The following is a 13,338-nucleotide window of genomic DNA, read 5'->3' on the forward strand; positions in this document are numbered from 1 at the left end:
AGCGGCATGCGCCAGGCACTGTGCTGACTGATTCGCTCGCTACGCTCGCTCATGCAGGGCCCGTTTCGTCGTGCGCCCCCGCGATCCGGCGTCCCGCGTCGCCCTCGGCGTCCGAGACCCGCCGGCGCGCCACCGAGAGCGCGTCCCCCGTGCCGCCCACCGTCCCTCCGAGCTGCGCGTACGCCTCGACGGCGGTCAGCGCGGAGCGGTTGTAGGCGGCCACGAAGGCGCCGAACAGGCCGTCGTCGCCCCACGAGGAGGCGCCCGCCCGCGCGCGCAGATACTGCAGGGCGGTCACGAACTCGTCGCCGTGCTCCGCCAGGCGAGAGGAGGCCCTTTCCACTTCGCCGTGCTCGATGCCTAGTTCCCCGGACATGCGCGGCACGTTAGCATGACCGGCGAATTATGGACGGGTGAATTGCACAGTAAAAGCCTTTTGTCCTTTTTGTGGAGGAATACTTGTCTCTGTCGTTTCCGGGGGGCAGTGACCTGGAGCTCCTGGAGCAGATGATTCGCCAGGCCGAGGACGTCATGCGCGGCCTCGCGGACGTCCAGGCCGGGATCCGGCAGGTCATCGGCGAAGGGGAGGGCGCCGACGGCCTGGTGCGGGCCAGGGCCGACGGCCGGGGAGAGGTCACCTCGGTCACACTGGATCCGCGGGTCATGCGGCTCGACGCGGCCGCCCTGAGCGCGGAGGTGACGAAGGCGATCAGGGCCGCCCAGGACGCCGCGAAGGAGAGGACGGACCAGCTCGTCGCCGCAGCCCAGAGCAGGGTGAGCGGGCTGGCCGCCCCGCTCGACGAGACGTTCGTGCGTTATCGGTTCGACCAGCTCGCCCAGGAGCTGGACGCGGGAGCGGACGCCTTCGGCCCACGCTCTATCGACCAGCACTCCGGCGACCTGGACCAGGACGCGGAACGGGCCGCACAGATCGAGGCGTGGCTGGAGGACGGGCAGCGCGAGATCGAGGCCGTCACCGGTCACGGCCGGGCGGCGGACGGCCGGATCAAGGTCGTCACGACGGCGTACGGCCAGGTGCGGGAGGTCGTCATCGAACCCCGTGCCATGCGCCTGCCCAGCCGGACGCTGGCAGAGGAACTCCTGCTGGCCCTGCGCCGGGCGCAGCAGGACGCGGAACGGCAGACCCGTCGGATGGTGGGTGACGCGCTGCGCGAGCTGGCGCCCGGCGAGTCGTTCGGCCCGGACGCCGTCGACGAGTGGTTCGGCGGCGTGCTCAAGCCGTTCGAGCGGCCGGAGTGACCACTCCCTATATTTGTAGGCACGTCGGGTGGGAGGCGCGGTGCTCAAGGGTGTGCTGATCGACTGGGGCGGGGTTCTGACCACGAGCCTGGCCGAGTCCGTCGCGGAGTGGATCGAGGCGGACCGGATCGACCCCCGGCACTACCGGGAGGTCATGCGGGCGCTGGTCACGCAGGCGTACCGGGCCGGCGTCGAACCGGACGGCGAGAACCCGATCCACGCGCTCGAACGGGGCGAGATTCCGGTCCTGGAGTTCGAGCGCACCCTGGCGGCCCGGCTGGTGACCCTCGACGGTGGCCCGCCGGAGGCCGACGGCATGCTGGCCCGGATGTTCGCCGGATTCCGGCCGGTCGAGGAGATGAACGAGATGCTCCGCCAGGCCCGGACGGCCGGGCTCGGCACCTGCCTGGTGTCCAACTCCTGGGGCGACCACTACGCGCGTGAGGGCTGGGAGGCACTCTTCGACGCGGTCGTCATTTCGGGGGAGGTCGGCATGCGCAAGCCCGAGGCGCGGATCTTCCGTCATGCGCTCGGCCTGCTGGGGCTCGACCCGGGGCAGTGCGTGTTCGTCGACGACATCGAGGCGAACATCGTGGCGGCCCGCGCGATCGGCCTGGTCGGGGTCCATCACAGCGATCCCTCGGAGACCATCGCCGAGATGGAGCGCCTGTTCGGCGTCCACTTGCGCGAGCCCGGCGCCGCCGCCCATCCGTAGAACGCGCCGTCTGTAGCCGCCCGTATAGCCGCAACAAGAGACCGAGTCGAGGAACGCATGCGCGTCTATCTGCCGTCCACGATCCCCGCGCTGGCGCGCGTCGTCGCCGCGGGGGAGCTGGGCCCGGCCCCGCTGACCGGCTTCGCGGTCACCCCCGCGCTGATCGAGTGGTACGTCTCGGGTGACACCGAGGAGCTGGAGTACGTCGCGCTGACCGAGGCCGCCCGGACCTCCCTGCGCATGCTGGCCGCCGACCGGAAGGACGGCGTCGAGGTGGCCGCCCGGCGGGTCGTCATCGCGGCCGACGTGCCCGACGAGACCGTGAAGTCCGGTGCCGACCTGGAGGAGCGCGCCCGCGTGCGGGTGCTGGAGCCGATCCCGATGCGGCTGGTCGCCGCGGTCCACGTGGACGACCCCGACGCCGCACCCGACGTGGAGGCGGCGATCGCGGCGCTGCCCGCGGCCGACGGCGGGGACGACGACGCGCGGTTCGCCGTGGACGGCGCGGAGGACCACGAACTGCTCTGGTACGCCACACAGGAGATCCCGGATCTGCTCGCCTGACGCGCGGAGTTCATGGATATGTCACACCCGGCGTCTAAGCTGGGGAGCAAGATGACACACATTGTTTGGGACTGGAACGGGACGCTCTTCCACGACATCGACGCCGTCGTCGGCGCGACCAACGAGCTCTTCCTCCCGTACGGCCTGGGGCCGTACGACGCGGAGGGCTTCCGCGAGGTGTACACCCGCCCCATCTGGGTGGCGTACGAGCGGATGCTCGGCCGCGCGCTCGGGGAGGGCGAGTGGGAACTACTCGACAAAGGCTTCCACGAGCACTACCACCGGCTGATGGAGGCGTGCAGCCTCGCCGATGGCGCGTTGTCGAGCCTGCACGCCTGGCAGGAGTCGGGCCGCACGCAGTCGCTGCTGTCCATGTGGGGCCACGAACGACTGGTCCGCAAGACCGGCGAGTTCGGCATCGACGGCCACTTCACCCGGATCGACGGCTCGCGTGACGCGACCGGCGGCCACAAGGCCGAGCACATGGTGGAGCACCTGCGCGCGCTCGGCCTCGACTCGGCGAAGGTCGTCGTCATCGGCGACAGCGTGGACGACGCGCACGCCGCCCTGCACGTCGGCGCCCGCGCCGTCCTCTACACCGGCGGCATGACCAGGCGGTCGGAGCTGGAGGGCGTCGGGGTCCCGGTAGTGGACTCGCTGGCCGACGCCCTCGACCTCGTCTGACGCGTCAGCGGGCCTGGCGTTCCTCCTCCTCCAGCAGCCACCGGGGCTTGGCCCCGCGTACCGGCCTGCCGAGGCCGTTGGATGCGGTGGGTGGATGGCGCCGGGTGGATGCGGCAGGGGGATGCGGCGGGTGCCCCGCGTGGGCCGTACGCTGAGCACGATCCACACCGCACCCCCACGGAGGTCGCGATCAACCGCCTCGTTCTCTGGAACATCGACCTGACACTCGTCGACGTCGCCATCGTCACCCGCGACGCCTACGTGGACGCGTTCCGGATGGTGACGGGGCGGCCGCTGGTGAAGCTCGCGCCGGCACTGGGCCGTCCCGACTCGGAGATCATCTTCGAGACCCTGGCGGTCAACGGCATCGCTGTGGAGGACCACCACCTGCCGAGGTTCCTCGACGCGCTGGCCGTCTGCTTCGCCGAGCGGCGCGGCCGGCTGGCCAAGGACGGCCGCGCGCTGCCCGGCGCCAAGGACGCGCTCAAGGCCGTGTCGCGCCTCGACGGCGCCGTGCAGTCGGTGCTCACCGGCACCATCAAGAGCAACGCCGTGCACAAGCTCAAGGCGTTCGGGCTGGACAAGTGGGTCGACGTCGAGGTGGGCGGCTACGGCGAGGAGGTCTATCCGAAGGCCACCCTGCTGCAGGTCGCACAGGGACGGGCCAAGGCCCGGTACGGCGCCGTCTTCACGGCGGGCAACACCGTCCTGATCGGCGACTCCACGCGCGACGTCCAGGCGGCGAAGATCGGCGGCGCGGCCATGATCGGCGTGGCGTCGGGCCGGTCCACGGCCGCCGAACTGCGCGAGGCGGGCGCTGACATCGTGCTGTCCGACCTGTCCAACCCCTCTGAGGTCGTCGCGGCCGTCGCCCGCCTCACCACCCCCGCCGACCGCACAGCCCCCTGACCTCGGGCTCGGCGAGCACCGGCCGTACCGAGGACGGTGACGCGCCGCAGGGCATGACAGGCGACCTGACAGCAGGAGGCCGGCGGCAGCCCGACACGGGCTGAACGTTTCAGCGCTGTGGCCACGGTCCTTTCCGCCGCCGATCGGCTCGCACGGTGGGCGGGCGGTCGCGTTCCCCCAGGCTGAGGCGCCAACCGCGCTGCGCACGACCGTTCGCCGCGGCGGTGATGATCACAGCGGGTCTCACCAGGCGAACACCGGGTCCGGCGACCGATCGCGACCGTTCGTCTGGTCGCCTAATTTCGAAACGCGCGGCCGGCGGTGCGCCGCGTGGCGTGTCCGTGGGCTCCCGCCTCCGGCCGCCACCCTGACGTGGGCGGCAGTCGCCCGCCGTCTCGCGAAAGGATTTCCTGATGAGACGAGGTCTCGCCACCGTCGCGGCCACCGGACTGGCCGCCGCGCTGGTCGCCGTCGGTGGAGCCGCGACGACGACGATGCCGGCCGCGGCCGCCGCCGGGTGCAAGGTGACCTACAAAATCGTCTCCCAATGGGGCGGCGGCTTCCAAGGCGACGTGGCCATCACCAACCTCGGCGACCCGATCGGCAGTTGGAAGCTGGAGTTCGACTTCCCCGACTCCGGCCAGAGGATCGCCTCCGGCTGGAACGCCACCTGGACGCAGTCCGGCGCGCGCGTGACCGCCACCAGCATGTCCTACAACGGCTCCATCGCCACCAACGCCACGGCCAGTGGCATGGGATTCACCGCGAACCTCACCGGCGCCAACCCGGTGCCCACCACGTTCTGGCTCAACGGTGTCATGTGCAGCGGTCCCGTGACCCTCGGCCCGTCCCCCACTCCCACGCCGTCACCGTCCCCGTCGCCCACCCCCACGCCCACCCCCACGCCGTCACCGTCGCCGACCCCCACTCCGTCTCCGACACCCACGCCCAGCGTCACCCCCTCGCCGGACACGCCGCGCCCCGGCGTCGGACCGTGCACGCCGGGCGCGACCTACCCCAACCCGCTGCCGTCGACGTCGGTGACCGCCACCAAGATCCGGGACGGGTTCAACTTCCTGGAAGGCCCGGTCTGGGACGCCACCACCCAGACCCTGCTGCTGTCGCTCATGCGCGACGGCACGGGCTCGGAAGGCGTCCAGCCCGCGGACGTGCTGCGGTTCACCGAGCCGAACACCTTCGAGACCTTCATCTCCGGCTCCGGCAGCAACGGCCTGGCCCTCAGCCGGGACGGCGGCACCCTCCTGGCCGCGACGCACGACCAGCGCAGCGTCTCCTCCTTCCACCTGCCCGACCGGACGCGTGGCGTGGTCGCCTCCTCCTACCAGGGGCGCGCCTTCAACTCACCCAACGACCTCACCGTCGGCGCCGACGGCACCGTCTACTTCACCGACCCCGACTTCCAGCGCGCCAACCGGCCCGATCAGATGTCCGGCCGCACGGGCGTGTTCCGGGTCAAGAACGGCGTCGTCTCGCTGATCGACGACACCATCCGGGAGCCGAACGGCGTCGTGCTCTCTCCCGACGGCAAGACGCTCTACGTCGGCGGCAACGGCACCGGCCGGATCTACAAGTGGCCCGTCAACTCCGACGGCAGCGTCGGCTCCCGTGCCGACTTCGCGTCCCTGAACGGTTCGGACGGCGCGACCATCGACTGTGCCGGCAATCTCTACCAGGCCTCCTTCAACGACGGAAAGGTCCACGTGTACGCGCCGTCCGGCGTACAGCTCGGCACCATCTCCGCCGGGCAGAACACCACCAACCTCGCCTTCGGCGGCTCTGACGGCAAGACGCTGTACATCACCTCGGGCACACCCTCCCGCGGCGGGAACAGCGGCAACTTCGGCCTGTACCGCGTCCGGCTGAACGTCCCCGGCTGGCCCTACTGATTGGTGTCACAGCTCGGTGTCACTAATTGATGTCACAGCGCGTTGAGGAAGCGGGCCGCGACGGGGGCCGCCACCTGCGCTCCGGTGCCGCCGCCCTCGACCACGACGGCGAAGGCCAGGTCGCCCTTGTAGCCGATGAACCACGAGTGCGTCGGAGGGTTCTCGCCGTTCTCGGCCGAGCCGTACTCGGCGGTGCCGGTCTTGCCGCCCGTGCCGGCGGGGAAGGAGACGCCGCTCGCGGTGCCCTCGCTGACGACGGCGGGCATGAGGCGGCGCAGCGCGGACACCACCGCGGGCTCCAGCGGGCGCGGGGGCGTGCCGCCGTCCGGGACGAGCGAGGCCGGGACCAGCCGGGGTTGCCGCCACGTGCCCGCGGTGATGGCGCCGGCGACGGCGGCCATGTTCAGCGGGCTGGCCAGGACACGTCCCTGACCGATGGCCGCGGACGCGAGGTCGGTGTCGTCATGCGGCGCGGGGAAGGCGGCGTCCACGGCCGGCACCCCGATCTTGATGCTGGCGCCGAAACCGAAGTCGCCGGCCACCTTGGACAGGCGGTCGGCGCCGAGGCGCCGCACCGCCATGTCGCCGAACGTCGTGTTGCACGAGTGGGCGAAGGCGTCGACGAAGCGCAGCGTGCCGTAGTCGTGGAATTCGGCGTTGTGGAACGGGAAGCCGCCGATCGTCTTCTCGGCCGGGCACTCGACGGTCTCGCCGGGCGTGACGCCACCGGCGACCAGGGCCGACGCGGTCACGATCTTGAAAGTCGATCCGGGAGGGTACGTGCCGAGCAGGGCGCGGTTGTAGCCGCCCGGCTTGTTGACCACCGCGAGCACCTCGCCCGTGGACGGGCGCAGCGCGACGAGCGAGGCGGGCTTGTCCACGCCCTCCAGGGCCTGGGCCCCCGCCCGGTGCACCCGCAGGTCGATGGTGGTCGACAGGGCCTTGCCGGGTTTCGACCCGCCCTCGGCGAGGGTGGCGACCTTCGAGCCCGTACGGCTGTCGACCAGGTCGGCCCGTGCGGACGAGGTGCCGGTCAGACGGGAGGCGTACTGCTCGCGCAGCCCTTCGACGATCTGCTGCACGGAGCCGGGCGTGTCCGGCGTGTCGATGCGGGTGCCGTCGGCGGCGGTGATCGGGGCACGCTCCGCGGGCACGGTGGTGAGCTTGGCCCGGATGCCGTCGGTCATCCGGGGGTGGACGGCCGCCGGCGTCCACGCCACCTTCCAGGCGCGGTCGCGCTCGACCAGGCGGAGTCTCCCGTCGTACGCGATGGGCAGCGGGCCGGTCAGCCGGGCGCGGAACCGCACGGTGTCGTCCTGGACGCTCGTCACCTGGAATCGCTGCCCGGTGAGCTTCAGGTCGTCGTGGAAGCGGCGGTACGTGCTTTCGAAGCCGGCCGGCGGGTCCGCGGCGAGTGTGCGCATCGCCGCGTAGTCCGCGCGTGACCAGGCCGCGAGGAAGTTCCGCGCGGTCTCCTCGGGCGATCCCTTCGTCCGCAGCGCCCACACCGTGACCCCCGCGGCCACCACCGGCACGAGCACCGCCGCCGTGACGTATGGCCAGCGCCTTCGCTCTCGCATGCGTCCCCCTTCGAGTCGAGTGCCCGTCAAGAGCAGCAGACCGGCAGGAAGTATGTCCAATATGGATATCAACGCGCTTCATGTGCGATTCGGATATGCTCCCAGCTCGTGGACCTTGTCCGGTACCTCGGCTACTTCCTGGTCGTGACGGAAGAGCTGCACTTCGGGAACGCGGCCGCGCGGCTGGGAATGGCCCAGCCGCCGCTGAGCCAGCGCATCAGGCGTCTGGAGGAGGAGCTGGGCGTGCGCCTGTTCGAGCGGTCGAGCCGGCGGGTGGCGCTGACCGAGGCGGGACGGCTGCTGGTGCCCGAGGCCCGCGAGATCGTCGCCAGGGTCGAGCGGATGCGCGACCTCATGTCCGACCTGGCGCGCGGCGATGCGGCAGTCGTGCGGGCGGGCGTCCCCGCCGACCTCGGCGCCGCCGTGCTCGCCGCGCTCATCGCGGGGTTCCGCGACCGCCGCCCCGACGTACGGCTGTCGCTGACCGAGATGGGCACGGCCGCGCAGGTCGCCGCGTTGCTGGAGGGCAGGCTCGACGTCGGGCTGCTGCGCCATCCGGTCGCCGCGAACGGGCTCGCGTACGGGCCGGTGCTCGTCCGGCATCCGGGCGTCCTGCTGGCGGAGGACGACGAGCTGACCGCCTGGGCGGCCGTGCACCTCGGCGACCTGGCCGGGCGGGACCTGGTGCTGTTTCCCCGGGACGCCGAGCCCGGCCTGTACGACGACACGCTGACCTCGTGCCGCCGGGGTGGCTTCGTCCCGACTGAGATCATCTGCACCGACCGTGTGGAGTTCTCCCTCGGCCTGGTCCTGTCCGGCACGGCTGTCGCGTTCGGCGCTCCCGCCGAGGTGCCGGGCGTGGTGTGGCGGCCCCTCGCGGGTGCGCCCCTGGCCTGGCGCTGCTCCCCGGCCTGGCGGGCCGAGCCGGGGCCGTACGTGCGAGACTTCACGACCGTGGCCGTAGAGGTGCTGAAACAGAGCGCCGGCATGGTGGACGAAGGCGTGCCGCCCGCGCCGCGGGTGACGCCGCGCCCCGCGACAGGGTTCCTCGCATGAACCCCGGCATGCACCCGGGCATGAATCCGGTGGAGCGGGTTTTCCGCAGCGCCGGCGTCACCGGATGGCTGCACGCCGTCGACATCGACGGCGGGCGCGAGGTGGGCCTGCGGGCCGACGAGCCGGTGGTGCTCGCGTCGGTCTTCAAGGTGCCCCTGCTGCTGGAACTACACCGCCAGGCCGAGCGCGGGCTGCTCGACCTCACCGAACGTGTCGGCGTGCCAGGCGCGGACCGTACGGGCGGGGGCACCGGGCTGGCGGCGATGCTGGACGACGCGACGCTGTCGCTGCGCGACCTGGCCTACCTGATGATGGCGGTGAGCGACAACACCGCGGCCGACGTGCTGCTCGCCCGGGTGGGCCGGGAGGCGGTCAACGCGCTGCTCGACGGCCTCGGGCTGACCGCGACGCGGGTGGTGCACAACTGCCGCGAGATGCTCACCAGCCTGTGGGTGGACGCGGGCGTCGCGGACCAGTCGGCCGTGACCCAGGCGTGCACCGACCCCGAGGTGGTGGCGCGGCTGCGCGCGCTCGACCCGGCCTGGGGCAACCGGAGCACGCCGCGCGAGATGACCCGGCTGCTGGCCGCGATCTGGCGTGACGAGGCGGCCGGACCGGCCTCCTGCGCGGCGATCCGCCGCCTCATGGCCCTGCAGGTGTGGCCGCACCGGCTGGCCTCGGGGTTCCCGTTCGACGACGTCGCGGTGAGCGGCAAGACGGGCACGCTGCCCACGCTCCGCAACGAGGTCGGGGTGGTCGAATATCCCGACGGCGGGCGCTACGCCGTGGCCGTGTTCACCCGGTCGCTCAGCACGGCGCAGAACCAGCCGCGGGCCGACGCCGCGATCGGGGCCGCCGCCCGGATGGCGATCGACCAGCTCAGCACCCACATATGACAGACCCCCTCTATGTGGGCGGGGAGGGTGACATGCGGCCCAAGCGTGGCAAAGATGGGGGCATGGTCGAGGAAGGCGCTCTGCTCTGGGAACCCACGCCCGACGTCGTACGTGCGGCCCGGATCACCCGTTACATGGAACGACTGGGCCGTACGGGGGACTACGAGGACGTCTGGAAGTGGTCGGTCGAGTCTCCGGCCGACTTCTGGACGTCCATATGGGACTACTTCGGCGTGGTCGGTACGCGTGGCGACGGGCCCGTCATCCAGGGAACGATGCCGCACGCCGAATGGTTCGCGGGATCGGCCCTGAATTACGCCGAGAACGCGCTGCGCGGCCACCCCGGCCGGGCAGCGGTGATTTTCCGCAGCGAGTCGGGCAGCCGCTGGCAGTACTCGCTCGGCGAGCTCCGCGAGGAGGTCGCCCGGGTCCGGGCGGGCCTCGCGCGGCTGGGCGTCGGGCGCGGTGACCGAGTCGCCGCCTACGTCCCGAACATCCCCGAGGCCCTCATCGCCTTCCTGGCCACCGCCTCGCTCGGGGCGGTCTGGTCCTCCTGCTCGCCCGACTTCGGCGCGCCCAGCGTGACCGACCGGTTCGCCCAGATCGAGCCGAAGGTGCTGGTCGCGGTGGACGGCTACCGCTACGGCGGCAAGGCGTACGACCGGTCGGCGGTGGTGCGCGAGATCGCCGGAAGGCTGCCGACGCTGCAGGCCACCGTCTGGATTCCAGTGCTCCGCGAAGGCGCGCCCGACGGCGTCTCCGGCGGTGCCTCCGATACGGCGCTGAGCTGGGACGACCTGCGCGCCGAGTCCGCGCCGCTGGAGTTCGAGCGGGTGCCGTTCGGTCATCCGCTGTGGGTGCTGTACTCGTCCGGCACCACCGGCCTGCCCAAGCCCATCGTGCACGGCCACGGCGGCATCGTGCTGGAGCACCTCAAGTCGCTGTCCTTCCACCAGGACCTCGGCGAGGGCGATGTGTTCTTCTGGTACACCACCACGGGCTGGATGATGTGGAACTACCTCATCGGCGGCCTGCTGGTGGGGTCCACGATCCTGCTGTACGACGGCAGCGCGGCCCACCCCGACACCGGCGCCCTGTGGCGGCTGGCCGCCGAGGAGGGCGTGACCTACTTCGGCACCGGCGCGCCGTACGTCATGGCGTCGATGAAGGCCGGGGTGAAGCCGGAGGGTCTCGACCGGCTGCGCGGGATCGGCTCGACCGGCTCGCCGTTGCCGCCCGAGGGGTTCGCCTGGGTCTACTCCGATGTGAAGCCGGACGTGCAGCTCGGCTCGTTCTCCGGCGGCACCGACGTGTGCACCGGGTTCGTCGGCGCGGTGCCGCTGCTGCCGATCCGGGCCGGCGTCATCCCGTGCCGCTGCCTCGGCGCGTCCGTCGAGTCCTTCGACCCCGCGGGCGCCTCGATCGTGGGTGAGGTGGGGGAGCTCGTCGTCACCCGGCCCATGCCGTCCATGCCGGTCATGTTCTGGAACGACCCCTCGGGTGACCGCTACCGGGAGTCGTACTTCGCCGACTACCCGGGCGTCTGGCGGCACGGCGACTGGATCAAGATCCTCCCCGACGGCGGCTGCGTCATCTACGGCCGCTCGGACTCCACATTGAACCGCGGCGGCGTACGGATGGGCACCAGCGAGTTCTACCGCGTCGTGGAGCGCTTCGAGGAGATCGCCGACAGCCTCGTCATCGACACCGGGCAGCTCGGCCGGGAGGGCAGGCTGCTGCTGTTCGTCACTCTCGCCGAGGGCGCGTCTCTGTCCGGCGAGCTGACCTCGCGCCTGCGTACGGTCCTGCGCACCGAGTTGTCGCCCCGGCACGTGCCCGACGAGATCCACGTCGTCCCCGGCATTCCGAGGACGCTGTCGGGCAAGAAGCTGGAGGTCCCCGTACGGAAGATCCTGCTCGGCACCCCGGTCGAGAAGGCCGCCAATCCCGACGCCATGGCCAACCCCGAGGTCCTCACCCATTTCGCACCGGAACATTGAGGCCGTTTCAACGGCTTCCTTCGTGCCGGGGATGGGCCACGTTCAGACCGCCACTACGTGGACGTCGTATTTGGGGATCTGACCGTCCCTGGTAACCAAGGAGAGTCCTTCGAACCGGGCCTGAGCGATCAGCAGCCGGTCGAAGGGATCGCGATGAAGGAGCGGCAGTCTCCCCGCCTCGATGGCGTGGCCGAACCGAACGGGCAGTTCGCGGAACTCGCTGTCGCGGATTCTTTCGACCAGGTCATCGGGTGCCACCAACTTGCCGATGCTCTGCTTGATGGCCACCTCCCACAACGTGGCCGGGCTCACGAAGACCTCCGGCTCCTGGTCGATCATGCTCTTGATCTCGTCGGCAAGCGTCGGGTCGTCGCTCAGCCACCACAGGACAACATGTGTGTCGAGGAGCATCTTCACGGCAGCAAACCGAAATCCCTGGCAATGGCGTCGTTGACCTCAGATGAGTCCCAGTCGTCGGCCATGTGAAGCTGGCCCTTCAAAGAGCCTCTGCCGCGGCGGCTCACCTTGGTCGGGAAGGGAATGACCTTGGCCACGGGACGACCGGCACGGCTGATGACGATCTCCTCGCCATGCTCGACCCGGTCGATGATGCGCGACAAATTCGTCTTCGCCTCGTGAATGTTGTACTGCTCGGTAGCGCCCTCTGACATCGCCAACCTCCTTAGCTAAGTTAGCTTAGCCCGATGTTTCTCTCCTGCCCATGCTGTACGGCTCCGCGTGAGGCTGGTCCGGGGGATGCGGCCCGGACGAAGCGCTCGCCCCATTCGCGGACGTACGCGGCGAACTCCGGCGGACCGAGCACCTCGAACTCCGCGCCCACGGTGCCCAGCGCCTGGACCGGCCAGTCCAGGGAGGTGGAGGTCATCGTGAGCAGGCAACTGTGTTCGTCGATCTCTTCGACCGTCCCCCACTGCCCGACCGCCGTACGCACCCGTGCGGCGGGCGCGTGCACGAGGGCCTCGACCGCGTACGGCTCGGGCACGCCGGCGGCCGCTCTGACGAACGCCGCCGCGTCCCTGGCGGGCAGGTCGCGCGGGCGGAAGCGGGCTCCCGCCGGCCGCGCCTCTGTCAGGCGGTCGAGCCGGAAGCTGCGCCAGTCCTGCCTCGTCAGGTCGTAGGCGACCAGATACCAGCGGCGGCCGACCGTGACCAGCCGGTAGGGCTCGACCTCCCGTGAGGAGGGCTCGCGGCCCCGCGCGGCGTAGGAGAAGCACAGCCGCTCCTCGTCACGGCAGGCCTGGGCGACGACGGTCAGCACGTCCACGGCGACGACCGGTTGCGCCGAGGTCGCGGAGACCATCGCCTCGCTCAGGACGTCCACGCGGCGGCGCAGCCGGGGCGGCATGACCTGGACGACCTTGGTGAGAGCGCGGATCGCGGACGTCTCCATGCCCGTGATCGCGCTCCGCGCGGCCTCGCCCATTCCGACGGCGAGCGCGACCGCCTCCTCCTCGTCGAGCACCAGCGGCGGCAGCACGGCGCCGGGCGCGAGCTGATACCCGCCGTCGGTCCCGCGCGAGGTGTCCACCGGGTATCCCAGCTCCCGCAGCCGGTCGACGTCACGACGCAGCGTCCGCTCCGAGACGCCGAGCCGGTCGGCCAGCTCCGCGCCCGCCCAGCGGCGGTGGGTCTGCAGGAGGGACAGCAGCCGGAGGGTGCGTGAGCTCGTGTTCGCCATGGTGCCCAGTCTGTCCGGACTTCCGGTCAGAAAGTGGCCGGAAGCCTCCCTAATGTGGATCTCGAAGC

Annotated in this window: 14 protein-coding genes; 9 read left to right on the forward strand and 5 right to left on the reverse strand. The window is 71.2% G+C overall.

Annotated features, from left to right (window positions below; all coding sequences use genetic code 11):
• Positions 1-49 precede the first annotated feature (49 nt).
• Entirely contained in the window at positions 50-376 is a 327-nt protein-coding gene (locus ACGFIB_RS16410) for a hypothetical protein (protein WP_357239356.1), read from the reverse strand.
• A gap of 83 nt (positions 377-459) precedes the next feature.
• On the opposite strand from ACGFIB_RS16410, the gene ACGFIB_RS16415 reads away from it, so the two are divergent.
• From ACGFIB_RS16415 to ACGFIB_RS16440, 6 genes are all read left to right on the forward strand, one after another.
• Entirely contained in the window at positions 460-1,260 is an 801-nt protein-coding gene (locus ACGFIB_RS16415; protein WP_393372406.1) for a YbaB/EbfC family nucleoid-associated protein, read from the forward strand.
• A gap of 40 nt (positions 1,261-1,300) precedes the next feature.
• A complete protein-coding gene (locus ACGFIB_RS16420; protein ID WP_142569563.1) occupies positions 1,301-1,975 on the forward strand; it encodes an HAD family hydrolase in 675 nt (224 codons plus the stop codon).
• A gap of 57 nt (positions 1,976-2,032) precedes the next feature.
• The gene (locus tag ACGFIB_RS16425; RefSeq protein WP_142569565.1) at positions 2,033-2,539 is read left to right on the forward strand and encodes a DUF6912 family protein; all 507 of its coding nucleotides are present in this window, start codon (positions 2,033-2,035) and stop codon (positions 2,537-2,539) included.
• A 51-nt stretch (positions 2,540-2,590) separates the two neighbouring features.
• Positions 2,591-3,223 (forward strand): HAD family hydrolase, encoded by a 633-nt coding sequence (locus ACGFIB_RS16430; protein ID WP_357259483.1) that lies wholly within the window; start codon positions 2,591-2,593, stop codon positions 3,221-3,223.
• 108 nt (positions 3,224-3,331) lie between these two features.
• Complete coding sequence (locus tag ACGFIB_RS16435; RefSeq protein WP_142569949.1) at positions 3,332-4,132, forward strand: HAD family hydrolase; 801 nt, start codon at positions 3,332-3,334, stop codon at positions 4,130-4,132.
• Positions 4,133-4,545: 413 nt separating this feature from the next.
• Positions 4,546-6,039, forward strand: coding sequence for an SMP-30/gluconolactonase/LRE family protein (locus tag ACGFIB_RS16440; RefSeq protein ID WP_393372411.1), 1,494 nt, complete (start codon positions 4,546-4,548; stop codon positions 6,037-6,039).
• Positions 6,040-6,071: 32 nt separating this feature from the next.
• On the opposite strand, the gene ACGFIB_RS16445 is transcribed toward ACGFIB_RS16440, so the two are convergent.
• The gene (locus ACGFIB_RS16445; RefSeq protein ID WP_393372414.1) at positions 6,072-7,619 is read right to left on the reverse strand and encodes a penicillin-binding transpeptidase domain-containing protein; all 1,548 of its coding nucleotides are present in this window, start codon (positions 7,617-7,619) and stop codon (positions 6,072-6,074) included.
• Between the two features lie 108 nt (positions 7,620-7,727).
• Here ACGFIB_RS16445 and ACGFIB_RS16450 point away from each other — a divergent pair, with 108 nt between their 5' ends.
• From ACGFIB_RS16450 to ACGFIB_RS16460, 3 genes are all read left to right on the forward strand, one after another.
• The gene (locus tag ACGFIB_RS16450; protein ID WP_393372416.1) at positions 7,728-8,675 is read left to right on the forward strand and encodes a LysR family transcriptional regulator; all 948 of its coding nucleotides are present in this window, start codon (positions 7,728-7,730) and stop codon (positions 8,673-8,675) included.
• Complete coding sequence (locus tag ACGFIB_RS16455) at positions 8,672-9,571, forward strand: serine hydrolase (protein WP_357239378.1); 900 nt, start codon at positions 8,672-8,674, stop codon at positions 9,569-9,571. The genes ACGFIB_RS16450 and ACGFIB_RS16455 overlap by 4 nt, the downstream gene beginning before the upstream one ends.
• Positions 9,572-9,633: 62 nt before the next feature.
• Complete coding sequence (locus ACGFIB_RS16460) at positions 9,634-11,571, forward strand: acetoacetate--CoA ligase (RefSeq protein WP_393372810.1); 1,938 nt, start codon at positions 9,634-9,636, stop codon at positions 11,569-11,571.
• Positions 11,572-11,613: 42 nt separating this feature from the next.
• Here the strand turns inward: ACGFIB_RS16460 and ACGFIB_RS16465 are convergent, their stop codons facing one another.
• Genes ACGFIB_RS16465 through ACGFIB_RS16475 form a run of 3 tightly spaced genes read right to left on the reverse strand, consistent with a single transcriptional unit; the run spans position 11,614 to position 13,270 of the window.
• Positions 11,614-11,982, reverse strand: a complete 369-nt coding sequence (locus ACGFIB_RS16465; protein WP_357239637.1) for a type II toxin-antitoxin system VapC family toxin — start codon at positions 11,980-11,982, stop codon at positions 11,614-11,616.
• A gap of 2 nt (positions 11,983-11,984) precedes the next feature.
• Positions 11,985-12,242: a type II toxin-antitoxin system Phd/YefM family antitoxin gene (locus ACGFIB_RS16470; protein WP_357239381.1), complete on the reverse strand. Its 258-nt coding sequence runs from the start codon at positions 12,240-12,242 to the stop codon at positions 11,985-11,987.
• A 20-nt stretch (positions 12,243-12,262) separates the two neighbouring features.
• Complete coding sequence (locus ACGFIB_RS16475; RefSeq protein WP_393372419.1) at positions 12,263-13,270, reverse strand: helix-turn-helix transcriptional regulator; 1,008 nt, start codon at positions 13,268-13,270, stop codon at positions 12,263-12,265.
• Between the last annotated feature and the right edge of the window lie 68 nt (positions 13,271-13,338).

The organism is Microbispora bryophytorum (genome assembly GCF_043197435.1).
Classification (GTDB): domain Bacteria; phylum Actinomycetota; class Actinomycetes; order Streptosporangiales; family Streptosporangiaceae; genus Microbispora; species Microbispora bryophytorum.

Coding starts and splice junctions, on each gene's coding strand:
- ACGFIB_RS16410 (WP_357239356.1), bottom strand. CDS start 376: ATGTCCGGGGAACTAGGCATCGAGCACGGCGAAGTGGAAAGGGCCTCC.
- ACGFIB_RS16425 (WP_142569565.1), top strand. CDS start 2,033: ATGCGCGTCTATCTGCCGTCCACGATCCCCGCGCTGGCGCGCGTCGTC.
- ACGFIB_RS16430 (WP_357259483.1), top strand. CDS start 2,591: ATGACACACATTGTTTGGGACTGGAACGGGACGCTCTTCCACGACATC.
- ACGFIB_RS16435 (WP_142569949.1), top strand. CDS start 3,332: ATGCGGCAGGGGGATGCGGCGGGTGCCCCGCGTGGGCCGTACGCTGAG.
- ACGFIB_RS16440 (WP_393372411.1), top strand. CDS start 4,546: ATGAGACGAGGTCTCGCCACCGTCGCGGCCACCGGACTGGCCGCCGCG.
- ACGFIB_RS16445 (WP_393372414.1), bottom strand. CDS start 7,619: ATGCGAGAGCGAAGGCGCTGGCCATACGTCACGGCGGCGGTGCTCGTG.
- ACGFIB_RS16455 (WP_357239378.1), top strand. CDS start 8,672: ATGAACCCCGGCATGCACCCGGGCATGAATCCGGTGGAGCGGGTTTTC.
- ACGFIB_RS16460 (WP_393372810.1), top strand. CDS start 9,634: ATGGTCGAGGAAGGCGCTCTGCTCTGGGAACCCACGCCCGACGTCGTA.
- ACGFIB_RS16465 (WP_357239637.1), bottom strand. CDS start 11,982: ATGCTCCTCGACACACATGTTGTCCTGTGGTGGCTGAGCGACGACCCG.
- ACGFIB_RS16470 (WP_357239381.1), bottom strand. CDS start 12,242: ATGTCAGAGGGCGCTACCGAGCAGTACAACATTCACGAGGCGAAGACG.
- ACGFIB_RS16475 (WP_393372419.1), bottom strand. CDS start 13,270: ATGGCGAACACGAGCTCACGCACCCTCCGGCTGCTGTCCCTCCTGCAG.